This window comes from Streptomyces sp. NPDC031497 (assembly GCF_055580905.1).
Window position 1 is genome coordinate 218,503 of sequence record NZ_JBVIKO010000015.1, and the last position, 22,179, is coordinate 240,681.

16 protein-coding genes are annotated in these 22,179 nt (G+C 73.7%); 4 read left to right on the plus strand and 12 right to left on the minus strand.

The features are described from left to right. Window positions 1-32: 32 nt before the first annotated feature. Window positions 33-3,023, plus strand: a complete 2,991-nt coding sequence (locus ACZ5K7_RS28780) for an AAA family ATPase (RefSeq protein ID WP_468917699.1) — start codon at window positions 33-35, stop codon at window positions 3,021-3,023. Between the two features lie 151 nt (window positions 3,024-3,174). On the opposite strand, the gene ACZ5K7_RS28785 is transcribed toward ACZ5K7_RS28780, so the two are convergent. Next, entirely contained in the window at window positions 3,175-3,621 is a 447-nt protein-coding gene (locus ACZ5K7_RS28785) for an Lrp/AsnC family transcriptional regulator (RefSeq protein WP_360495034.1), read from the minus strand. A gap of 132 nt (window positions 3,622-3,753) precedes the next feature. Here ACZ5K7_RS28785 and ACZ5K7_RS28790 point away from each other — a divergent pair, with 132 nt between their 5' ends. Beyond that, a complete protein-coding gene (locus ACZ5K7_RS28790) occupies window positions 3,754-4,227 on the plus strand; it encodes a rhodanese-like domain-containing protein (protein ID WP_468917703.1) in 474 nt (157 codons plus the stop codon). Between the two features lie 47 nt (window positions 4,228-4,274). Continuing rightward, window positions 4,275-4,790, plus strand: coding sequence for an immunity 21 family protein (locus ACZ5K7_RS28795; protein ID WP_468917706.1), 516 nt, complete (start codon window positions 4,275-4,277; stop codon window positions 4,788-4,790). A gap of 7 nt (window positions 4,791-4,797) precedes the next feature. Here ACZ5K7_RS28795 and ACZ5K7_RS28800 read toward each other — a convergent pair whose 3' ends face one another. The 6 genes from ACZ5K7_RS28800 to ACZ5K7_RS28825 all read right to left on the minus strand — a co-directional run bounded on the left by ACZ5K7_RS28800 (window position 4,798) and on the right by ACZ5K7_RS28825 (window position 10,850). Then, on the minus strand, window positions 4,798-6,030 hold the full coding sequence (locus ACZ5K7_RS28800; RefSeq protein ID WP_450973725.1) for a cytochrome P450: 1,233 nt from the start codon (window positions 6,028-6,030) through the stop codon (window positions 4,798-4,800). Between the two features lie 34 nt (window positions 6,031-6,064). Then, complete coding sequence (locus tag ACZ5K7_RS28805) at window positions 6,065-7,459, minus strand: NAD(P)/FAD-dependent oxidoreductase (protein WP_468917710.1); 1,395 nt, start codon at window positions 7,457-7,459, stop codon at window positions 6,065-6,067. Next, window positions 7,446-7,673 carry a ferredoxin gene (locus ACZ5K7_RS28810; protein ID WP_351706295.1) on the minus strand — a complete coding sequence of 76 codons (228 nt, stop codon included), beginning with the start codon at window positions 7,671-7,673 and terminating at the stop codon, window positions 7,446-7,448. Before ACZ5K7_RS28810 ends, ACZ5K7_RS28805 begins: the two co-directional genes overlap by 14 nt. 144 nt (window positions 7,674-7,817) lie before the next feature. Next, entirely contained in the window at window positions 7,818-8,492 is a 675-nt protein-coding gene (locus ACZ5K7_RS28815) for a hypothetical protein (RefSeq protein ID WP_468917713.1), read from the minus strand. A gap of 144 nt (window positions 8,493-8,636) precedes the next feature. Next, window positions 8,637-10,325 (minus strand): DUF885 domain-containing protein, encoded by a 1,689-nt coding sequence (locus tag ACZ5K7_RS28820; RefSeq protein WP_351705897.1) that lies wholly within the window; start codon window positions 10,323-10,325, stop codon window positions 8,637-8,639. Between the two features lie 33 nt (window positions 10,326-10,358). After that, complete coding sequence (locus ACZ5K7_RS28825) at window positions 10,359-10,850, minus strand: Lrp/AsnC family transcriptional regulator (RefSeq protein WP_351733861.1); 492 nt, start codon at window positions 10,848-10,850, stop codon at window positions 10,359-10,361. 59 nt (window positions 10,851-10,909) lie between these two features. Between ACZ5K7_RS28825 and ACZ5K7_RS28830 the strand changes: the two genes are divergently transcribed. Next, window positions 10,910-12,118 carry a trans-sulfuration enzyme family protein gene (locus ACZ5K7_RS28830; RefSeq protein WP_468917716.1) on the plus strand — a complete coding sequence of 403 codons (1,209 nt, stop codon included), beginning with the start codon at window positions 10,910-10,912 and terminating at the stop codon, window positions 12,116-12,118. 101 nt (window positions 12,119-12,219) lie between these two features. On the opposite strand, the gene ACZ5K7_RS28835 is transcribed toward ACZ5K7_RS28830, so the two are convergent. The 5 genes from ACZ5K7_RS28835 to pdxR form a co-directional block, all read right to left on the minus strand. Then, window positions 12,220-13,632, minus strand: a complete 1,413-nt coding sequence (locus ACZ5K7_RS28835; protein ID WP_468917719.1) for a GNAT family N-acetyltransferase — start codon at window positions 13,630-13,632, stop codon at window positions 12,220-12,222. A 180-nt stretch (window positions 13,633-13,812) separates the two neighbouring features. After that, a complete protein-coding gene (locus ACZ5K7_RS28840; protein WP_468917722.1) occupies window positions 13,813-16,479 on the minus strand; it encodes a DUF7825 domain-containing protein in 2,667 nt (888 codons plus the stop codon). Beyond that, the gene (locus ACZ5K7_RS28845) at window positions 16,476-17,885 is read right to left on the minus strand and encodes an SWIM zinc finger family protein (protein ID WP_468917724.1); all 1,410 of its coding nucleotides are present in this window, start codon (window positions 17,883-17,885) and stop codon (window positions 16,476-16,478) included. The genes ACZ5K7_RS28840 and ACZ5K7_RS28845 overlap by 4 nt, the downstream gene beginning before the upstream one ends. 255 nt (window positions 17,886-18,140) lie before the next feature. Then, the gene (locus ACZ5K7_RS28850) at window positions 18,141-19,721 is read right to left on the minus strand and encodes an alkaline phosphatase D family protein (protein WP_468917727.1); all 1,581 of its coding nucleotides are present in this window, start codon (window positions 19,719-19,721) and stop codon (window positions 18,141-18,143) included. Between the two features lie 154 nt (window positions 19,722-19,875). Beyond that, the gene (pdxR, locus tag ACZ5K7_RS28855) at window positions 19,876-21,306 is read right to left on the minus strand and encodes a MocR-like pyridoxine biosynthesis transcription factor PdxR (RefSeq protein ID WP_468917729.1); all 1,431 of its coding nucleotides are present in this window, start codon (window positions 21,304-21,306) and stop codon (window positions 19,876-19,878) included. Window positions 21,307-22,179: the final 873 nt, after the last annotated feature.

Consider the following 22,179-nt stretch of genomic DNA (forward strand, 5'->3'; position numbering starts at 1 on the left):
GCGTACGCGCGACGGATCACGGAGGCCGCCCAGTGAGGCTCCACCGGCTCGACATCACCGCCTTCGGCCCCTTCGGCGCCACCCAGAGCGTCGACTTCGACGCGCTCTCCGCGGCCGGGCTCTTCCTGCTGCACGGCCCGACCGGCGCCGGAAAGACCTCCGTCCTGGACGCCGTCTGCTACGCGCTCTACGGCACCGTCCCGGGCGCCCGCCAGAGCGGCCAGGGCACATCCCTGCGCAGCGACCACGCAGACCCGGCCACCCGCACCGAGATCCGCCTCGAACTCACCGTCGGCGGACGCCGGCTGGAGATCACCCGTCAGCCGCCCTGGGAACGCCCCAAGAAACGCGGCTCGGGCACCACCCTCGACAAGGCCCAGACCTGGCTGCGCGAGTACGACGCCACGGGCGGCGCCTGGAAGGACCTCAGCCGCTCCCACCAGGAGATCGGCGAGGAGATCAGCCAGCTGCTCGGCATGAGCCGCGAGCAGTTCTGCCAGGTCGTCCTGCTGCCCCAGGGCGACTTCGCCCGCTTCCTGCGCGCCGACGCCGGCGCCCGCGGCCAGCTGCTCGGCCGCCTCTTCGACACCCAGCGCTTCGCCGACGTCGAGAAGCGCCTCGCCGAGCGCCGCAGAACGACCGAGGCCCGGGTGCGGGACGGCGACTCCGCGCTGCTGGCCGACGCACACCGCATGCAGCAGGAAGCCGGCGACGCGATGGAGCTGCCGGAGCTGACCCCGGGCGAGCCCGGTCTCGCCGAGGCCGTCCTCACCGCCGCCGCCGTCGCCCGCAGCACCGCCCGCGAGCGCCTCACCGTCGCCCACTGCCGCCTCACCGCGGCCGAGTCCGCCCAGTTCACCGCCGACCGCGCGCTGGCCGGTGTCCGCGAACTGGCGCGGTTGCAGGGACGGTTCGCCGAGGCGCGGGAGCGGGCGGTACGGCTGGAGGAGCGAGCCGGGGACCGCCGTGCGGCACAGGCGCGGATGGAGCGGGGGCGGCGGGCGGCGGCGGTGGCGCCGGCGCTGGAGCTGCGGGAGGCCGCCGAGGCCGGGCATCGCGAGGCGGCCGCCGCCGAGGCACGCGCGCGGGCGCTGCTGCCGGAGACCTTCGCGGGAGCCGGAGCGGCAGGGCTCGCCACCGCTGCCCGCCGGGCCGCCGAGGAGCTGGGCGGGCTGGAGTCGGCGCGCCGGGCCGAGCGACGGCTCGCCGAGGTCGCCGACGAGCGCGGGCACCTGGACCGGCAGGAACGGGACGACGAGGACGTCCGGCGCGAGGCAGCGGGCTGGCTCGCCGACTGGGACGCCCTGCGCGCGGGACTGCAGTCCCGTATCGACGCCGCCCAGGAGGCCGCGACCCGCGCCGAGCAGCTCGCCGTACAGCGCGAACCCGCCCGCCGGCGGCTGGACGCGGCCCGGCTGCGGGACGAGCTGGGCCGGGACACGGACGAGGCCCAGCGCGCGGCCCTGACCTCCGCGCGCCAGGCCGTCGACGCACGGGCCCACTGGCTCGACCTCAAGGAACAGCGGCTGAACGGCATCGCCGCCGAGCTGGCCGCCGATCTCACCGACGGCGCACCCTGTGCGGTCTGCGGGGCCACCGAACACCCGGCGCCCGCGCGGAAGTTCGCGGGGCACGTCGACCGGGCGGCGGAGGAGCGGGCGCTCGCCGCCTACCAGCGCGCCGACGAACAGCGCGCCGGGGACGAGCGGCGCCTCGGTACCGTCCGCGAGGCACTGGCCGCCGCCACCGCCGAGGCGGCCGACACCCCGACCAGCCAACTCGCCGCCCAGGCGGACGAGTTGGAGCAGGAGTACACGCGTGCCCGGCGCGGCGCCTCCGACCTGCACGCGGCACACGAGGAGCTGCGCCTCGCCGAGCAGGAGCGCGAGCGCCGGCTGACCGGCCGGCAGCAGGCCGAGGTACGGGCCGCCGCCCGGCTGACCCGACGTGACGGCCTCGACGCCGAACATGCCTCCCTGGAGGCGGAGTTGGCGAAGGCCCGGGGCGGTGCGGTCAGCGTCGCCGCCCGGGCCGCGCAGCTGGAGCGGCAGGCGGCGCTGCTCACCGACGGCGCCGACGCCGCCCGCGCCGCCGACGACACCGCCCGGCATCTGAAGGACGCCGACGCACGGCTCGCCGACGCCGCCTTCCGGGCCGGCTTCGACACCCCGCAGGCCGCGGCCGCCGCCCTCCTCGACGACACCGCCCACCGGGAACTCCAACGGCGCCTGGACGACTGGCAGTCCGAGGAGGCGGCGGTGCGCGCGGTACTGGCGGAGGCCGACACCGCGGCGGCCGCCCAGCAGCCGCCCGCCGACCTCGACGCGGCGGAAGCCGACGCCGCCATTGCGGGCCGGCGGCTGCGCGACGCCGCCTCCGCCCGGGACCGGGCCGACGGCTGCTGCGCCGAACTCGACCGGCTGTCCGCCCGCGCCACCGAGGGCGTACGCCGGCTCGGACCGCTGCGCGAGGAGTACGAACGGGTCGCCCGGCTCGCCGCCCTCACCGCCGGCACCTCCGCCGACAACGAGCGCCGGATGCGACTGGAGTCGTACGTCCTGGCGGCCCGCCTGGAACAGGTCGCCGCCGCAGCGACCGTACGCCTGCACCGCATGTCCTCCGGCCGCTACACCCTCGTCCACTCCGACGACCGCACCGGACGCGGCCGCAGTGGCCTCGGGCTGCACGTCGTCGACGCCTGGACCGGACGCGAACGGGACACCGCCACCCTGTCCGGCGGCGAGACCTTCTTCGCCTCCCTGGCGCTCGCCCTCGGCCTCGCCGACGTCGTCACCGACGAGGCCGGCGGGGTCCGGCTCGACACCCTCTTCATCGACGAGGGCTTCGGCAGCCTCGACGAACAGACCCTGGACGAGGTCCTCGACGTCCTCGACTCGCTGCGCGAACGCGACCGCAGCGTGGGCATCGTCAGCCATGTCCCGGACCTGCGCCGCCGTATCCACGCCCAACTGGAGGTGGCGAAGGACAGGTCGGGCTCGGCACTGCACCAGCGCGGGGGCTGAGCAGGACTGGTGAAGTCCGCTGCGGTGCGGCCGTTGCCCCGAAGGGGCGCTGGGGGGACCCCCGGCCGAAGGCTGGGGGAGGAACTGCGCGACCGGCTACGACGGTGCCGCGGTCGGGCGACGGCCAAGCATGGCACTTCCAGCGCAGCGCTCAGGTGCCGATGGCGCGGCGGGGGAGCGGCGAGGAGTAGACGACGCTCGTCGTCACCGAGCCCAGGGTGCCGATCCTGCCGGAGATCTCCTCCAGGTGGCGCATCGAGCGGGCGGTGACCTTGATGACGAAGCAGTCGTCGCCCGTGACGTGGTGCGCCTCCAGGATCTCGGGGGTGGCGGCGACCAGGTCGTGGAACGGCCGGTAGTTGCCGTTCGGATAGCGCAGCCGGACGAAGGCGAGGATCGGCAGGCCCAGCCGCTCCGGATCGACCACGGCCGCGTACCCCTGGATCACGCCCGCCTCCTCGAGGCGGCGCACCCGCTCGGTCACCGCGCTCGGGGACATCGCGACGGCACGCGCCAGCTCCGCGAAGCTGGCCCGGCCCTCGCGCTGGAGGACATCGAGGATGCGCCAGTCGGTGGCGTCCGGGGAAAACACGGTCATGGGCGATGGATAACAGGGAATCCCCGGCCGGACAAGGCCAGGGCCGGGAATCGCACCTTCAGGGCGGTCGGTCACCGCCGTAGATTTCGGGTCAGGAGATCCGCCGCACCGGCGGCCAGCGAAAGGCCCCGGATGCCCGCCACCACCGTGAACCCCGTTCTGCGCGTCGCCCCCGCCGCCCCCGTCGAGGCCGCCGCCCACTTCCGGGCGAGCCTCGCCTTCCACGCCGACGTCTCCGACGTGGCCGCCGCCCTCGCCGCCGACGGCGACCCCGGCTTCGTCGTCCTGGACTCCCGCTCCACCGAGTCCTGGGAGCAGGGTCACATCCCCGGCGCCGTCCACCTGCCCACCGCGCTGATCCCCGAGCAGGCGGCCAGGCTCCTCGACAGGGACGTGCCCGTGGTGACGTGCTGCTGGGGTCCCGGCTGCAACGGCGCGACCCGTGCCGCCCTCGCGCTGGCCGAACTCGGCTTCCGGGTCAAGGAGATGCTCGGCGGGTTCGAGTACTGGGTGCGTGAGGGCTTCGAGTTCGAGACCTGGCAGGGCCGGGAGCGGCGCGCCCCGGACCCGCTCACGGCACCCGTCGCGGGCGACTGCGGTTGCTGATTCCCGGCGGCGAACCCGTGCCGTCGCTGTCCGTGTAGGTTCACCCCATGACTCGTTATGCGGATCCAGGCGCGGTGGAGTGGGTGGAGTCGGGCGGCGGCCCGCTCGTGGCGGTCCCGGAGACGGTCCTGCCGTTCTGGGCCGGAGCCGACAGCGAGGAACTGGCCACCGACTACGACCGGGCCTGCGAGGTCGACGGCTATGTCGGACTGCTCCCGGTCGGGGACAGCGCGGCCCTGGTCCTCGGCGACGAACCCGCCTCGACGTCGTTCCTGCCGGACCACGGCACGTTCGTACGCTGGTCCGCCGCCAACTCCGAGGACGAGCTCCTGGCCCAGGTCCCCGCCGCGCTCGACAGCGCCGTGTGGGAGAACGAGATCCGCTGGCGGGTGCCGGGCCCCGTCGTCCTGTTCGACTCCGCCTGGCCGGGCGGCGAGGCGGAGGGCGGGGACCATCTGCGGGTCCCGCTGGAGCCCGGCACCTACGAGGTGCGCGCCGCCTACACCAGACCCGGCCCGGAAACCTGGCTGGGTCTGGTGCAGTTGCGCAGGATCGAGTCCTGACCGACCGTCACTTCACCCCGTCGACCGCGATGTTGAGGTGGCGCGGGCCGCGGAGCACGGCGTTCGGACGGTAGGGCGGTGGGTCCTCGACCAGCCGCGGGTTGTCGAGCCGACGGGCCAGCTGGGCCAGCGCGAGCTGGGCTTCGATGCGGGCCAGCGGGGCGCCGAAGCAACTGTGGATGCCGCTGCCGAAGCCGAGGTGCTGGATGTCCTGGCGGTCCGGGTCGAAGCGGTCGGGGTCCTGGAACCGCTCCGGGTCCCGGTTTCCGGCGCCCAGGACGAGCCAGATGCGGGAACCCTTGGGAATGGTCACCCCGCGCACCTCGATGTCGGCGATACAGGTGCGCTGCGGCACGAGCTGCACCGGTGGCTCGAAACGCAGCAGTTCCTCCACGATCCGCACCGACAGGCCCGGGTCGTCGCGCAGCCGCTCCAGGACCTCCGGGTGCCGCAGCAGCGTGAGCATGCCGTTGGTGATCAGGTTGACGGTCGTCTCATGGCCGGCGATGAGCAGCAGCACCGCGGTGCTCAGTACCTCCATGGTCGTCATGGAGCCGTCCGGACCACTGCTGTGCACCAGGTCGGACAGCATGTCGTCACGGGGCTCCTTGGCGCGCTGCTCCACCAGCCCGTTCAGGTACATGCCGAGCTGCAGCCGGGCCTCCTGCGCGGTGCGCTGGGACTCGGCGGCCGTACGGCTGTCGGGGTCCAGGCCCGCGACGATCGGGTCGACCCAGGCACGGAAGCGGGGCTCGTCCTCGCGCGGCACGCCCAGCAGCCGGCAGATCGCGGTGACCGGGAAGGGGTACGCGACCTGGTCGACGAGGTCGAACTCCCGCGCGTCCCCGAGGCCGTCGATGAGACCGGTGATGATCTCCTCCAGCTGGCCCCGCATGTTCTCGATCCGGCGCGGCCGGTGCGGTGGCCCGAAGGAGCTGTTGGCGATCCGGCGCAGCCGGTCGTGCTCCGGCGGGTCGAGCCGGATGAAGCTCGGCGGCAGTCCCGTCGCCTCCGGACCGGACAGGTCGTCGTGCCCGCCGGCGGTCACGTTGGACTCGTCGGAGCTGATCCGCGGATCGTGCAGCAGGGCCTCGATGTCGTGGTAGGAGCTGATGAGGTAGGGGCCGTCGTCCTCCTCATGCAGCACCGGAGTCTTGCGGAGTTCCTCGTACACCGGGTACGGGTTGGCGCGGTTCGCGAAGTCGGTGATCTGGCGCAACATCGAGGTCTGCGTCGTCATGACAGGTCCTTGGAGCGTCGGGGCCGGGGCACGGTCAGTGGCGGGCGGGGTGGAAGACCAGCTGCTGGTCGGTCGGCGAGTAGCCGCTGAGGGTCACCATGGGGCCGTGCGTCGGCAGCGCGGGGTCCGGGAAGTCGGCGTCGACCGGCACCCGGCCCTCGGGGCGGCGGTCCACCGTCGGGAACTCCACCGGGAACGGCGCGCCCTTCTCGATCTGCCGCTGGTAGAACTCCAGCCACCGGGTGTTGTCGAAGCTCACCGCGGCGATCGTCCGGCCCTTGTAGCCGTACACCCCGACGAACCGGCGTTCGGCCAGCGAGCCCTGCGTGATCATGATCTGCTCGCCCATCGGCGGCACCCCGACCGACTTGATGTTCACCCCGAACTGGGACGACCAGAACGCCGGCACCCACAGATGCGGCCTGCGCTCGGCGCTCGGGCTGATCATGTTGTGCGCGGCGATCTCGGCCTGCGCGACCGCGTTGCCCCAGTGCTCCAGGGAGAGGAACTGGTAGCCGAACAGCGCGTGCGGGGACCGGGCGACATCGCCGGCGACGAAGATGTCGTCGGTGACGATGCCCCGGAAGTCGAAGGCACGGCAGCCCGCGTCGCAGGCGATGCCCTGGGGGCCCGCGCCGAGACCGGATCCGGTGAGCCAGCCGGTGTTGCGGGTCGCGCCGAGCGACACGATCACGATGTCCGCCTCGACGATGCTCTCGTCGGACAGATGGACGGCGCGCACCCGGCCCGCCGGGTCGCCCTCCAGCGCGGTGACCATGACCCCGGTGCGCAGGTCCACCCCGTTCTCGCGGTGCATGTCGGCCGCGACCGCGCCGATCACCCCGCCCAGGGCGCCCACCAGCGGCGCGCCCGCGCGTTCCGCCACGGTGACCTCGATCCCGTGCTCCCGGCAGGCCGAGGCGATCTCCGAACCGGTGAACCCGGCGCCGATCACGAACACCCGGCGCGGGCCGGCCTTGAGCCGTCGCAGCAGCGCGGCCGCGTCGTCCCGGGTGCGCAGGGTGAACACGCCGTCCAGCCGGGCCTCGTCCTCCTTGGGCCAGGGCCGGGCGCTCACCCCGGTCGCGATCAGCAGACGGTCGTACTCGACCTCGTCGCCGTCGGCCAGCCGTACCCGCCTGGCCTCGATGTCGAGACCGGTCGCCGCGACCCCCAGCCGCCACTTCGCGTCGATCTCCCGGCGGCGGGGCAGCTCGGTGTGGGTCGGGGACGCCTTGCCGAGCAGCACGGCCTTGGACAGCGGCGGCCGGTCGTACGGCTCGTAGGGCTCGTCGCCGATCATGGTGAGTTCCCCGGCGAAGCCCTCGGCGCGCAGCGTCTCGGCGCCGCGCAGCCCGGCCAGCGAGGCACCCACGACCACGATCCGGCCCTCGCGCCGGAGCCAGTCGAGATAGTCAGCGGGTGCCATCGGAAGTCCCTCCCACAGCGCCGTCCAGGCCGTCGGCGGTGATCGCCTGCACCGGGCAGGCGGCGACGGCGCGGGCCAGCCGCTCCCGCTGTTCCTCCGCGGCGTGCGGGTTGTAGACGAGCGATTCCTCGCCGTGCATGGTGAAGACGTCCGGGGCGAGGAACGCGCACTGCGCGTACCCCTGACATCTGTTGAGATCGACGACAAGGCGCATCATGGCTCCGCCCTTCCGGTGGCCAGGTGTCGTGCGTACCGCCGGTCCGTGCCATCAGTCTCGGACCGCGGAGAACTCCCCGCACGTCAGCATGGGCGCTCGTGGGTGCCATCGCCCGCCGGGGACTTCCGATCGGGTGAGTCCTCAGGACGCCGGGGCCGCGGCGGAGCGGCGGAAGCCCTCCATGACGATGTACACACTGAGCAGCAGGGACCAGGCCGGGAACACCAGCTCCGCCCACGGTACGGCGGCGGAGACGAACAGCAGGACCAGCGCGGTGAGGAAGCCCAGCAGCGTCAGCCAGCGGGGCAGGATGCCCAGGCGATGCCCGATCACCGACGTGGAACAGACGAAGACGGCCGCCATCCGCATCGCGTACTCGATCATCAGCGTGTAGGCGAGGTGCTGGCCGAAGTCCCAGGTGGGCCGCGAGGGCGAGGTGCCCGCCGGATGGGCGGTGTCGAGCACGGCCGAGGCCACCGCGGCGGCGCCGAACATGGTGGCCGTGAAGACCACGGCGCTGCCGAGGTACACGGTGGCCACGAACCGGTCCTCGGCCTCGCCGACGTGCGAGCGGACGGCACCGACGAACCACAGGAAGAAGATGCCGGCGAACGGCACCAGCAGGAGGGCCGCGTGGACGGCGCTGCGGCGGGTGGGATCCGGCCGCTGGGCGGAGACCGCGTCGGCGCCCTGCGGGATGCCGAGCCGGATGAGCACGATGGCGGCGGCGAGCAGCAGCGCGAACACGACCCCGGCCACACCGGCGGCGCGTGGAGTCTGCAACGGATCCCGCCGTGGGGTCGTGGAGGTCTGCATGCGCGGCTCGCTTCCTGTGCGATCACCCCTCGCACCAGCAAGCCGCCTGCACCCGTCCACCGCCACCGGAGCACACCCGAACGGCCGAGGGCGGCAGCCCGGTAGCGGCCGCCCGCATCGGGGTGGCCGCTCGTCAGGCTGCCGTCAGAGCTGCGACAGCTCGTCCACCAGGTCGTCCAGGCCCAGCGACCCCTGGGACAGGGCCGCCATGTGCCACGCCTTGAGGTCGAAGCCGTCACCGCGCCGCTCCCGGGCCTGCTCCCGGCCCAGCAGCCAGGCCCGTTCGCCCAGCTTGTAGCCGATGGCCTGCCCCGGCATGGACAGGTAACGGGTCAGCTCGCTCTCCACGAAGTCCGCCGGGCGGCTGCTGTGCGCGCCGAAGAACTCCTGCGCCAGCTCCGGCGTCCAGCGCTCCCCGGGGTGGAAGGGGGAGTCGTCCGGGATCGTCAGCTCCAGGTGCATGCCGATGTCGATGATGACCCGCGCGGCCCGCATCATCTGCGCGTCCAGGTAACCGAGCCGGCGCTCCGGGTCGGTGAGGAAGCCCAGCTCGTCCATCAGCCGCTCCGCGTACAGCGCCCAGCCCTCGGCGTTGGCGCTGACCATGCCCACGCTGGCCTGGTAGCGGGAGAGGTTGCCGGCGATGTGCTTCCACTGCGCCAGCTGGAGATGGTGGCCGGGAACGCCCTCGTGGTACCAGGTCGAGACCAGGTCGTAGACCGGGAACCGGGTCTGGCCCATGGTCGGCAGCCAGGTGCAGCCCGGGCGCGAGAAGTCGTCCGACGGCGGCGTGTAGTAGGGCGCCGCCGCGCTGCCGGGGGGAGCGATCCGGGACTCGACACGGCGGACCCGCTCGGCCAGGTCGAAGTGGGTGCCGTCCAGCTTCTCGATGGCCTCGTCCATCACGGACTGCAGCCAGCGCTGGACCTCGTCGACGCCCTCGACGTGGGTGCCGTGCTCGTCCAGGTGCGCCAGCGCCACCCACGGCGTGGCCGCGCCGGGCAGGATCTTCTCGGCCTCGGTCCGCATCTCGCCGAGCAGCCGGTGGTATTCGGACCAGCCGTACGCGTACGCCTCGTCCAGGTCGAGGTCGGTGCCGTTGAAGTAGCGGACCCAGCGGGCGTACCGCTCGCGGCCCACCACGTCGGGGGCGCCCTCGATCGCCGGCGCGTACACGTCCCGCATCCAGTCGCGCAGCGCCGCGACGCCCTGGGTGGCGGCGCGGGCGGCCTCGTCCAGTTCGGCGCGCAGCGCCTCGGGCCCGGACGCGGCGAACTGCTCGAACCAGCCCCGGCCGTCGCCGGTGTCGGTCCATTCGCCGAGCTGTCCGACGAAGGTGGCGGTGGCGCGCGGACCCGCGTGCAGCTTCCGCTCCAGACCGAGTTCCAGGGACTGCCGGTAGCCCTCCAGCGCGGCCGGCACCGCGCGCAGCCGCTCCGCGATCGCGGCCCAGTCCTCCTCGGTGGCCGTGGGCGTCACGGTGAACACCTGGCGTACCGCGTGCGCGGCCGAGCTCAGGTTGCTGACGGAACGCAGGCTCTCGTCCGCCTCGTGCACGGCGAGGGAGGCGGTGAGCCGCTCGCGCAGCAGACGTGCGCAGCGACGCTCGATGTCACTGTCCGCGCCGGGCTGCCGCTCGGCCTCGTCGAGCCGGGCGAGCGTGTCACGCTGGAGCCGGGCGAGCGCCTCGCCGCCGGCCGGCGAGGTGTCGGGCAGACGGCTCGAACTCTCTTTGACGCCGAGGAACGTACCGGTGATCGGATCGAGGGCGATGAGCTCGTCGACGAAGGAGTCGGCGACCTGACGGGGCAGCGGGCTGTTGGTCAGTGACATGCGGTCCATCCTCGTACGACGGGCCGCCGCACGTCACTGGGATTGAGCCGACGGCGTAGGCGGGAGCAGCGGTCCGCACTCCCACTGCTGGAAGATCAGGCGGGTCTCCACCCGGGCCACTTCGCGCTGGGACGTGAACTCGTCCAGGACCAGCCGCTGGAGGTCCGCCATGTCGGCCACGGCCACATGCACGAGGTAGTCGTCGGGTCCGGTCAGATGGAACACCGTCCGTGACTCCGGCAGCGCCCTGATCCGCTCCACGAACGGCCCCACCAACTCCCGCCGGTGCGGCCGCACCTGCACCGACAGCAACGCCTCGAGACCGCGCCCGAGCTTGGCCGGATCGAGCTCCAGCCGATGCCCGAGGATCACTCCGGAGCGCCGTAGCCGGGTCACCCGGTCCAGACAGGTGGACGGTGCCACGCCCACCCGGGCGGCGAGATCGCGGTAGGTGGTCCGGGCGTCGTTCTGCAGCAGCCGCAGCAGATGCAGATCGACCGGATCCAGTACGACAGATTCGGCCATACGGCGAACGTAACACGGTGTTCGCTCCCCGTACCCCGGTCGTTGTTCACCCTTCGGCCATGGACTCGACGAGCACCTACGACGACTCAGTGAGCGCCTACGACGACCCGCTGCACCTCCGCGACGGTGCTGCACGGGGGTTTGGCGCCTCGCGCGCCCTGGCCACCGAGGCCGTGCACGCGGGCCGCGACGACCTCGCCCGCCAGGGCCTGCACGCCCCGCCGATCGACCTGTCCACCACCTACCCGTCCTACGACAGCCGCGCCGAGGCGGCCCGCATCGACGCCTTCGCCGTCGACGGCGCGAACCCGATCGGACCGCCGGTCTACGGGCGGCTCGGCAACCCGACGGTCGCCCGCTTCGAGACCGCCCTGGCCCGCCTGGAGGGCACCGAGTCGGCCGTCGCCTTCGCCAGCGGCATGGCCGCCCTGAGCGCCGTGCTGCTCGCCCGCGCGGCGGCCGGCCTGCGCCATGTCGTCGCCGTACGGCCCTTGTACGGGTGCAGCGACCACCTCCTCACCGCCGGTCTCCTCGGCACCGAGGTCACCTGGACCGACCCGGCCGGCATCACCGACGCGCTGCGCCCGGACACCGGTCTGGTGCTGGTCGAGTCCCCGGCCAACCCGACCCTCGCCGAACTCGACCTGCGGGCCGTCGCCCACGCCTGCGGCACGGTCCCGCTGCTCGCCGACAACACCTTCGCCACCCCGGTGCTCCAGCGCCCCGCCGAACACGGCGCCCGGCTGGTGCTGCACAGCGCCACCAAGTACCTCGGCGGCCACGGCGACGTGCTGGCCGGGGTGGTCGCCTGTGACGAGGAACTCGCCGGGCAGCTCAGGAAGATACGTTTCGCGACCGGGGGCGTGCTGCACCCGCTGGCCGGCTATCTGCTGCTGCGCGGCCTGGCCACCCTCCCGGTACGGGTCCGGGCCGCCTCCGCCACCGCCGCCGAACTCGCCCGCCGTCTGACCGCCGACCCGCGCGTCGCCCGTACCCACTACCCGCGCCTGGGCGGCGCGATGATCGCCTTCGAGGTGCACGGCGATCCGCACGAGACCGTCTCCCGGGTACGGCTGATCACCCCGGCCGTCAGCCTCGGCAGCGTCGACACCCTCATCCAGCACCCGGCCTCCATCAGCCACCGCATCGTGGACGAGGGGGACCGCAGGAGCGCTGGGGTCAGCGACCGACTGCTGCGCCTGTCGGTGGGCCTGGAGGACGTCGACGATCTGTGGGCCGACCTGGACTGGGCACTGGGGCCGCACTAGCACGCCCCCTCAGGGGGCGCGGGGCTGCATGCATACGCGGCTACCGCCGCGTGGGCACGACCAGCCCCCGCGCACCCGCAGTCGTGCGACGGCCCTGAGCCCTACGGCGCTTCGGACTTCCCCATCTCACCCGCACCGGAAAGCCGCCCCACGGCAGTCACGGCATCCCCCGGCTCCGTCGGCACCGCATCGAGACGCGCCGTGATCACCAGCGTCCCCTCCTCGATCTGATAGTCCAACGGCAACTCCAGCCCCCGCATCGCCGCCACCATCCCCGTGTTGGACGCCTGAGTCACCGCGTACACGCTCTCGCAGCCTGCCTCTACGGCCATCCGCACCAGCCGGCCCAGCAGCTCGTTGCCGATGCCGCGCCGCTGCCAGTCGTCCTCGACGAGCAGCGCGACCTCCGTCTCGTCGCCGTCCCACAGCAGATGCCCGAGGCCGACGATCCGGCCCGACGCGGTCTGCACGGCCAGCGTCCGGCCGAAGCGGGGGCTGAGCAGGTGGTTCAGATAGCGGTCCGCGTCCCCGACCGGACCGTGGTAACGCAGCCCGAGAGTCCGTGCCGAGCAACGCTCGTGCATCGCCTTCGCGGCCTCCACGTCCCCGGTGTCGGCCCGGCGTACGGTGATCTCCCTGCCTTCGGGCAGGGTGAGCACGTCCTGACTGCGCGGGATGCGCGGCCCGAGCCGGGCGTCCAGCTCCACCAGCGCCCGCGCCCGCGCGAACTCGGTCGGCGTGAACGGCAGATACGGCCGCTCCACGGTGATCACTCCACCCTCCGGTGCGCGCAGCCGCATCACGGTGTCCTCCAGCGCCCCTTCGACGGGAACCGTCTCGGGGCTCCGGGCCCCGCCGACCGGATGGGCGGGGAGTGAGCGGATCGTGCACCTCCCCAACAACTGCCGGAGGGCCAGCGGAAGTTCCGCCGCGTCCAGGGCGGTTCGGGTCGCCAGGCTCAGGACCCGGGTCGGGGCGTCCACCAGATCGTGCGCGTCGGCCCGCTCGATCCAGGTGTCCGTGCCCCCGGCCAGCGCGACCGCCCGGGTGATCTCGCCGGCCGTCAGCCGGCCCGGGGCCCGCAGCAGGAACTCGTCCACCGTGCCGTCGGCCAGCGGGTGCGTCTGCAGGTTCAGGATGTCGACCGCGTGCCCGGCGAGCGCGGTGCACAGCGCCGCCAGCGAGCCCGGCTCGTCCCGCACGGTCGTCCGCAGCCGCCACAGCGTGCTGTGCACGCCTTCGGCCGCCGGGGCCCTCCCGTCGGTCCCGGCCTGCCGCGTCTCGGTGACGGGCGGCCGGGTGCCGGTATCGCTGTCGGTCACCGGAGGTGCGTGACCTGAGCGCCTCGCCCACCAGACGTGGAATCCCGCCGTCGCCGCCAGCACCAGCGCCGAGATCACCAGCAGCGCCGGACCGTCGGGGCCGTGCCCGATCAGGTTCGCCACCGCGTCCGCCACCGCGACGGCAGTGAACAGGGCGGCCAGTTCGACGACGTCCCGTCGCCAGTGGTGCACGGGGCGTCCGTTCCGTGTGCGCCTCACATCAGACATGTCTCGATTCATGCATCCACTGTGAAGGAAGGGTGTTGCGTGATCACGAACGCTCTGTGACCGACGGGTAAAGCGTGCTTATGTTGTTTTTGCGCTGGTTTTTACTGTTGCCGAGGTATCTGAAATGACCGGTTCTGGTCTCTGTCACGCGGCCGCCTTCTCGCCCAGCGCGTCCCGCAGCCGACGGGCCTGGACCACCAGACGGGACGAGCCGCGCCGGGCCGCCGTCTGGGAGAGATGGGGCAGCGCACCGCGGGCCCCGGACCGCTCGGCGCACTCGGCGGCGACCGAGAGCAGCTCCCCGAGCCCACGGGCCGGACCCGGTGTCCCCGCGCCCGCCGTCGCGAGGTCGGCGAGCAGCACGGGAAGGGTGTGCCGGAGCATCTCCCATATCGTCGTGTTGGCCCCGGTGGCCGCGGCCGTCCGCGCCGACTCGGCCAGCCGCAGCGGCTTCACCGCACCACGCCGGACCAGCCGGCCCAGGTCGGCGCCCAGCCGCTCCGCGTCGAGCTGCCCACGCGCGGCGAGCACCAGCAGCGCGTCCACCGCGGCGAGCCGGTCCTCCGGATGCCGGGCGCCCAGCCCGTAGGCGACGCACAGACGGGTGCTCTCGCCTGCGGTGCCGCCGGACTCGGCGAGCAGCGGAAGGGCGGCGGCGATGCCCCGCTGGTCGTCCACGGCGGCGTGGGACAGATCGTGCACCAGCCGCACGGCGACCAGCTCGCGCTGTTCGGGGAGGATGGCCAGCCAGTGCTGGTGGTTCTCCTGGCCCCAGTGGTGGCAGTACCGCCGCTCGTCGCCGACCGTGACCGGCCGGCCCAGCTGCCGGAACGCCTCCGGGAAGTCCGCCTGGAGTTCCAGGACTTCACCCGACTCGACCAGGATCCGCACCCCCGAGGTCCGCTGCTGGGACGTGGGCAGGGCGGGTCCCCCGGCGGAGAGCCGGCGCGCGAGCCGCTCGCCCTCCGGCGTGCCGAGCGCCGCCGCCCGCTCGGCCGCCACCAGCGCCGCCGCACGGTCCTCCCGGCCCACCCGCAGCAGCGCCTGCGCGAAGTCGGCGGCACCGACCCGGGCGCCCAGCCGACCGTAGACCGCGAGCCGGTCGACCAGCTCGCCCGGTTCCAGCAGCCCGGTGCTCCACGACGGCGTGGCCAGCAGCAGCGGCTGCGGATCCGTCCGTATCCGGTACGCCAGTTCGCGCAGCCGGACGTCGAACACCCGGGAGAACCCGGTGTGCGCGCACGCGTGATCGGCCGGACCGCGCTGGTGGGCGGCGAACAGGGTGTCCGTGCCGACGACCCCGAACAGCGTGGCCAGCAGCAGCTCCAGGCCGTCCCGGGCGCCGAGGAGGCCGTAACGGGCGTTGCCGAAGTACTCGTCGGTGTGCCACCAGCGGCGGGCGTCGGGCTGCTTCCACCAGCGAGTGGCGGCGACCGGTTCGAGCGCCGCCCGCAGCGCGTCCTGGTCGCGGTGGGCGTGCCGGGCCAGCCCGTCCAGCGCCCGCTCGAACGCGGCCACGTCCCCGTCGGCCGCCAGCAGGGCGCCGACCTCCTCGGCGAGTTCCACGGCAGACTCAGGCGCCGGCGCCGGCCGGAACGGCTCCGGAGCCGGCGGCAGCACCTCCTCGTACCCCTCGGGCGCCGCCGCGGCCTCGATCCCCAGGGCGTCGGCCGCCCGGTTCCGCAGGACGGGACTCAGCTGCCCCGCCGCGCCGGCGATGTCGGACCGGGCCGCCGGGTCGTCGAGCCTCTTCGCGTGCCGCTCCACCAGCTTCAGCGCCCGCTCCTGCACCTGGGTGTCCTCGTGCCCGAACGCCTGGGCCACGGCCGGCAGCAGCTGTGCCGCCGAGGCCGGCTCACGGGCGAGCGCCTTGCCCAGCAGCACCAGCTGGGCGCGCACCAGCTTCTTCTCGGTGCGGAACAGCAGCCCTTCGGAGGCCTCGGCCAGCTGCCGCGCGGTGAGCCCGCCGTCGAGCGCCAGGGCGGCGAGGACCGCCTGGGCATGGGCGGCGACGGGGGAGGCGGCGTCCCGGGCCAACGCCGTCCAGTCGGTGACGCGCTCGCGCTCCTCCTCCCGGGTGAGGGCGAGCTGGAGCAGCATCGGCAGGAAGATCCGGTGGTCGGTCGGACCGCCGCCGCGCAGCAGACGGGCGACACAGGCGTCGACCACCGCCCCGCGGTCCAGTTCACCCGTGCGGGTGAGGTCCGCGACCGCGCTCTGCCAGGAACCGGGACCGTCGCCGAACAGCCAGCGGACCTCGCCCACCTCGGAGAACTCGAACAGGCCGTTCACCAGCGGCGCCAGGTCCGGCTCGGCCCGCAGCCGGTCGATCAGGGGAACGCGCCCCCAGCCATGGCCGATGTGCCGGACCCAGCCGACCACATAGGCGTCCGTCACCGGCACCTCGCATCCCGAGCGGCGCACCAGCCCGGCCATCAGCGCGAAGGGCACGTCCGCGGAGACCGGCCGGCCCGCGAGGCGCCGGGCCACATCGGCCTGCCAGCCGGTGTCCCGGTCGGCCAGGGCCCGCAGCAGCGTCTGCACCGGTGCCTGCCGCCAGCGCATGTCCGCCCCGGCGATCCAGGCCGCGGCCGCCGCCGCCCCCGAGTGACACATCGCCCCCGCCACCTGAAGCGCCGGGTACATGCGCTCAAGCCGGTCCCGCTGCTCCCACGGCAGGGCCCGCACCTCCTTGCGCAGCCTCTTCAACTCCGGCAGCAACGCCCGCCGTTCGGCATCCGGCGTCTTCCTCAGCAGGAGCTCGGTCTCGCCCGCGCGCCCCATCCGCACCGCTTCCAGCACCGCACTCATCGCGTACCCCCGTCGATCTCCGCCATCTCCCGCTCCACCGCTCCACCGCGCCGCACCATCCGCACCGCCAGCGCGTGCTTGCACGGCCCGCGCCCGCCCCGGTACTTCGCCCACCACAGACAACTGCAGCTCAGCACTCCCGCCGCGTCCCGCACCCGGTGCGCATGACCGTCCTCGGCCGTCACCGTGCCGACAGCGCCGTCGACGGTCACCGCGCCCGCGGCCACCAGCGCCCGGGCCGAGCGCAGCCGGGGGTTGTGCCGCTCGACGCGGCCCGCGTCGTACGGCAGCTCGCGGTGGAAGTAGGCGGCCTCCGCCGTGTCGTAGCCGACGCGTCCCGAGGTGCCGAGGCGGACCAGGGCCGCGCGGACCCGTTCCGGGGTGAGCCCGGCGGAGGCGGCCAGGTCGGCCACGTCGACCCGGGGCTCCCAGGCCAGCAGTACCGCGATCAGCTCCGCGTCCTCGGCGGCCGCGTCGGTGGCGAGCGCGTCCAGCACCCCGCCCTCGCCGGAGAACCCGCGGGCCGCGTCGGGCGACAGGGTCAGCGTCAGCCGCATGCCCGGCAGCACGACCTCCCAGGCGGCGGCCGTACCGGAGACAGCGAGGGCGCCCTGCGGGCCGTAGACCCGCAGCGCCGTCGCATGGCGCACCACCCGCTGGAGAGCGGCCAGCCGCTCGGGTCCCGGCAGGCACACCGCGCCCGGCACCGGGCGGGTCGTCGGCCGCAGCCCCCGGCCCGCCGGCACCACCCAGCGAGGCCCGGCCGAGCCCCGGCGGCCCGTGCCGGCGCGGGGCAGCGAGCGCAGGAACCGCACCGCCTCCTCGGCCGGCAGCTCGGCCCGCAGGTCGAACCCGGCCGCTATGACCTGCGCCTCCGCGAAGCCGCGCAGCCAGCGGTCCGGCAGCGGGACCTTCTTCTCCACCACGGGGCCGTCGAGCGTGGTCACCGCCAGCTCCTCGGGGCCGACGCGCAGATGCAGCGGATCGTCGGTGCCGAGCCGGGAAAGGGCCTCCCGCAGCGGGTTGTTGACGTCGACGTTCGTCGTGCCGTGGCCCACCTCGGCGCCGTCCAGGCCCGGGCCGAGCAGGTCCAGCCGGGCGTACACCCCGCCGCAGCCGGAGAAGGACTCGAAGCGCAGCCGGTCGCCGTTGCCCGTCACCACCGGGTCCAGCGAGGCGCGCAGCTGCGGCTGGTAGTACCGCGCGGCCGCCACGTCGGCCACCGCGAGCAGTCCGGCGGCGGCCACCTGAGGCGAGGTCAGGAAGCCCGCGAAGAACCGCGGATGGTCCTCGACCCCGGTGGGCGTCGCACCCCGGGAGGTCTCCAGTCCGAGATGGCGTCCGTCGGCGGCGGAGCGCAGCACGGAGGGTTGGCGATAGGCCACGGCCTGTGAAGATCGCGTCATGGAAAAACCGTAGAGGCGACCACTGACAATCGGCCCTGACCTGCGAATACGCGCTGCGGGCAGGGAAGTTCGAGGAGGCTGCGAGGGGCGCACGGAGGGGCCCGGCGGGACCCGTGCCGGGGAGTCGGGAATTGTCAGACAGGCCCTAAGGCCCGGCCTGTGCCGAGGAGGTGGCGGAACCCGTGCCGGGAGTGCGGCAGGGCCCCGCACCGGGAGATGACGCCGGTGCGCGGCCCTGCGAAAAGCGTACGGGAGTTACTGGCCGACCCGGCCCGGCTGCAGCGTCTGGGTGAACAGCACGGTGCCGTCGTACTCACGCAGACGGACCGTCAGCTCACCGCTGTGGCCATCGATGTCGACCTCGCCGAAGAACTGGTAGCCCTCCGCGGGAGACACGTTCGAGGCGGTCGGCGCCTTGACGAACACGCGGTCGGGGCCGAACGTGCCGTCCAGCGCGCTGGCCGGGAAGGCACCGGCGTTGAGCGGCCCTGAGACGAACTCCCAGAACGGCGCGAAGTCCTTGAACGCGGCCCGCGACGGGTCGTAGTGCTGGGCCGAGGTGTGGTGGACGTCCGCCGTCAGCCACACCGTGCCGGTGATCCTGCGGTGCTTGATGTACCGGAGCAGTTCGGCGATCTGCAGCTCGCGGCCGAGCGGCGCGCCCGGGTCGCCCTGGGCGACGGCCTCGAAGTTCGCCAGGCCCTCGACCGGGTCGGGCACCACCAGGCCGAGCGGCATGTCCGCGGCGATGACCTTCCACACCGCACGCGACCGGGACAGCTCGCGCTTGAGCCACTCCAGCTGCTCGGCGCCGAGGATGCCCTGCGGATCGGTCGTCTGGTTGTCGGGCGAGTTCGCGTTGCGGTAGGTCCGCATGTCGAGCACGAAGACGTCGAGGAGCGGGCCGTGGTGGTGGACGCGGTAGATCCGGCCGTCCGGGCGGCCGCTGATCGTGGAGATGGGGAAGTACTCCGAGAACGCCCTCCGGGAGCGCACCGCCATGTCGTCCAGCCTGGTTCCGGCCGGGTAGGGGGTGCCGGTGCCGATGACCTCGCCCGGGTACCAGTTGTTGCGGACCTCGTGGTCGTCCCACTGGATGACGTTCGGAACCTGGGCGTTGAACCGGCGCAGCGCGTCGTCCAGCAGGTTGTAGCGGAAGTTGCCGCGGAAGTCGTCCAGGGTGACCGCGACGTGCGACTTCGCCTCGCTGGTGACGTTGCGGTACAGGCTGCCGTCGGGCAGTGCCTGGGTCGCCGAGATCACGCCGTCGGCGTAGATGTTGTCGCCGCTGCACAGGAAGAAGTCCGGGTCCAGCTTCGCCATCGCGTCGAAGATGCGGTAGCCGCCGATGGACTCGTTGATGCCCCAGCCCTGCCCGGCCAGGTCGCCGGACCACAGGAACTTCACGCCCTGGCGCCGACGGGTGGACGCGGTGCGGAAGGTGCCGGTGACCGGCTCGCCGGTGCGGCGCGGGTCGTCGGGGTCGGCGAGCAGCACGCGGTAATGGATCTGCTCACCGGACGGCAGCCCGTGCAGCCGCGTGGTGCCGGTGAAGTCGCTGTCCGCGCCGAGCAGCGGGCCCCGCCACCTGCGCGGGTTGCGGAACGACTCGGTGGCCGAGGTCTCCACGATCATCCGGGCCGGCCGGTCCGAACGGACCCACACCAGGCCGGAGTCGGCGGTCACGTCGCCCGCCTGCACACCCCAGTCGGCCCGGGGCCGCCCGGAGAGCGCGAACGCCGGAGCCGCACTGAGCGCCGTGGGCAGGGTCAGGGCCGCCGACGCGGCGAGGGAGCCGCGCAGCACGCTGCGGCGGCCTGGGAACGAAAGGGACATGAAGGGCCTCCAGAGCGAGATCCGGCCAGTTGTGCACAGCCACAACTACTGGTGCGCCGCAGCGCTCACGGAAACCACAAGTGAACAACTGCCCGGCCCATGAAGGAGCCCATGAAGGGCCCCATGAAGGAGTCCACGAAGGAGCCCATGAAGGTCACCCGCCGAGCACCTCCGCCATCACCCGCACCCCCTCCCGGATCCGCGCCGGCGACAGGTGCGCGTACCCCAGCACCAGCCGTACGCGGGAGTCGTCGGCCGGTGCGTGCGTGCACGCGCCCAGCGGACGCACCGCGACCCCGGCGGCTGCCAGCCGCGCCACGAAACGGCTCTCCGGCCCGCAGGACTCCGGGAGTTCGGCGATGGCGTGCAGCCCCGCCGCGATCCCGGACACGCGCGCGTGCGGGAAGTGCTGGGCCAGCGAGTCCACCAGGACGTCCCGGCGTTCCCGGTAGGCGCGCTGGCAGCGGCGCAGCTGTCGGTCGTAGTCGCCGCGCTCCAGGAACCGGGCGAACACCGCCTGGTCGAGGGAGGGGTGACCCAGGTCCATGGTCCGCTTGCGCTCGACGACGTCGTACGCCAGATACTCCGGCACCAGCAGCCAGCCCAGCCGCAGCCCGGGGGCGAGGGACTTGCTGACCGATCCCATGTACGCCACGCGTTCCGGGTCGAGACCCTGGAGCGCGCCGACCGGGGCGCGGTCGTAGCGGAAGTCGCCGTCGTAGTCGTCCTCCAGCAGCAGGCCGTCCACCGCACGGGCCCAGTCCAGCAGCCGGGTCCGGCGTCCCGCGGAGCAGGCGATCCCGGTCGGGTACTGGTGGGCGGGCGTCGTCATCGTCGCGCGTACCCCCGAGTCGCGGAGCGGGCCCAAAGCCAGGCCCTCGGCGTCCAGGGGCAGCGGCACGGTGCGCAGCCCGGCCGCCGCGTACAGGCCGTCGTGCTGGGGGCTGCCGGGGTCCTCCACACCGATCTCGCGCAGCCCGCGCGCGTGCAGCACGGATCCGAGCAGCGTCGTCGCCTGTGCCACCCCGGACACGACCACGATCCGCTCCGGGTCGGCGACCACGCCCCGGCGCCGGGCCAGCAGTTCGGCGAGGGCCGAGCGCAGCCGGGGCAGCCCGCGCGGGTCCGGGTAGCCGAGGTCGCGGTGCGGGAGCTCGGCCAGCACCTCGCGCTGCGCGGCGGCCCAGGCGGCGCGCGGGAACAGCGCCAGATCCGGTGACCCCGGTACGAAGTCCACCCGCACCCCCGGCGAGCGCGGCGCCAGATCACGCGCGCGTGCCGACGCCGCCCGCACCGCGCCGCCCACCCAGGTCCCCGCCCCCTGTCCGCTGCGCAGATAGCCCTCCGCCGTCAGTTGCTCGTACGCCTCGGTGACCAGTCCGCGTGACACACCGAGGTCCTTGGCCAGCTCACGGCTCGACGGCAGCCGCGTGCCGGGCGCGAGCCGTCCGGTACGGATCGCCTCGCGCAGGGCCGCCTGGAGGAAACGGCCACGCGCGCGTGCCGGTGCCGACGCGGCCGGCAGCAACAGCTCCCAGGCGGCGGATCCCGGCAGGCCGCCCGGATTGGTCCCCGATGACGTCATGGAAGTGGACCTTAATCCGGGCCGCCCAGGTTCCTAGCGTCGTCCTCATGAACGCGACCACCGCACGCGGCGCCTTCCTGACGGCGTTCGCCTATGTACTCGTCGGGGCCTCCTTCACCGCCAACAGCGTGCTGGGCCACTACCCCTACGCGGGCGGCCAGTTCCTGCGCTACGGGGCGGCCTGTCTGCTGCTCGTGCCCTTCGTCGGGCCGTGCGCGGTGGAGCGGCTGCGCGGGCTCGGGGCGCGCGCGTGGCTGCGGCTGGCCCTGCTCGCCGCCGTTGGCATGGTCGGCTTCAATCTGGTGATCCTGGCCGCCGAACGCACCGCGGAACCGGCGGTTCCCGGTGTCTTCGTGGGCTGCGCTCCGGTGGTGGTGGCGGTCCTGGTTCCGCTCCTCGACGGGCGCGGGCCGCAACGCCGGGTTCTCCAGGGGGCGTCGCTGGTCGCCGTCGGCGCCTTCGCCGTCCAGGGCTGGGGACGTACCGACGCGAGCGGGATCGCCTTCTCGGTGTGCGCGCTGGCCGGTGAGGTCGGGTTCGCGGTGCTCGCGGGGCCGGTGCTGCGGGCGCTCGGGCCACGGCTGCTGACCGCCACGGTGTGCGCCGTCGCCGCGGCCGAGGCGGCGGTGGCCGGGGTTCTGCTCGACGGCGGGGCGTGGCTGCGCAGGCCCGACGCCACGGAGACGGCCGCGCTGCTGTGGCAGGCGGCGGTCGTCACCGTCGTCGGTTTCGTGTGCTGGTACATGGGCGTGCAGCGGATCGGCACGGAGCGCGCGACGCTCCTCACGGGCCTCGTCCCCCTCACCGCCGTCTGCACCGCCCCACTCGTCGGAACGGGCTCCTACGGCCCCGCCCAGGCCGTCGGCGGCGCCC

What these genes read in the sequence shown, in the direction of transcription:
- pdxR (WP_468917729.1), bottom strand. Translation starts at nt 21,306, where the DNA reads ATGACGTCATCGGGGACCAATCCGGGCGGCCTGCCGGGATCCGCCGCC.
- ACZ5K7_RS28805 (WP_468917710.1), bottom strand. Translation starts at nt 7,459, where the DNA reads ATGGCACCCGCTGACTATCTCGACTGGCTCCGGCGCGAGGGCCGGATC.
- ACZ5K7_RS28830 (WP_468917716.1), top strand. Translation starts at nt 10,910, where the DNA reads ATGGACTCGACGAGCACCTACGACGACTCAGTGAGCGCCTACGACGAC.
- ACZ5K7_RS28795 (WP_468917706.1), top strand. Translation starts at nt 4,275, where the DNA reads ATGACTCGTTATGCGGATCCAGGCGCGGTGGAGTGGGTGGAGTCGGGC.
- ACZ5K7_RS28825 (WP_351733861.1), bottom strand. Translation starts at nt 10,850, where the DNA reads ATGGCCGAATCTGTCGTACTGGATCCGGTCGATCTGCATCTGCTGCGG.
- ACZ5K7_RS28810 (WP_351706295.1), bottom strand. Translation starts at nt 7,673, where the DNA reads ATGCGCCTTGTCGTCGATCTCAACAGATGTCAGGGGTACGCGCAGTGC.
- ACZ5K7_RS28790 (WP_468917703.1), top strand. Translation starts at nt 3,754, where the DNA reads ATGCCCGCCACCACCGTGAACCCCGTTCTGCGCGTCGCCCCCGCCGCC.
- ACZ5K7_RS28840 (WP_468917722.1), bottom strand. Translation starts at nt 16,479, where the DNA reads ATGAGTGCGGTGCTGGAAGCGGTGCGGATGGGGCGCGCGGGCGAGACC.
- ACZ5K7_RS28800 (WP_450973725.1), bottom strand. Translation starts at nt 6,030, where the DNA reads ATGACGACGCAGACCTCGATGTTGCGCCAGATCACCGACTTCGCGAAC.
- ACZ5K7_RS28850 (WP_468917727.1), bottom strand. Translation starts at nt 19,721, where the DNA reads ATGTCCCTTTCGTTCCCAGGCCGCCGCAGCGTGCTGCGCGGCTCCCTC.
- ACZ5K7_RS28815 (WP_468917713.1), bottom strand. Translation starts at nt 8,492, where the DNA reads ATGCAGACCTCCACGACCCCACGGCGGGATCCGTTGCAGACTCCACGC.
- ACZ5K7_RS28785 (WP_360495034.1), bottom strand. Translation starts at nt 3,621, where the DNA reads ATGACCGTGTTTTCCCCGGACGCCACCGACTGGCGCATCCTCGATGTC.
- ACZ5K7_RS28845 (WP_468917724.1), bottom strand. Translation starts at nt 17,885, where the DNA reads ATGACGCGATCTTCACAGGCCGTGGCCTATCGCCAACCCTCCGTGCTG.
- ACZ5K7_RS28820 (WP_351705897.1), bottom strand. Translation starts at nt 10,325, where the DNA reads ATGTCACTGACCAACAGCCCGCTGCCCCGTCAGGTCGCCGACTCCTTC.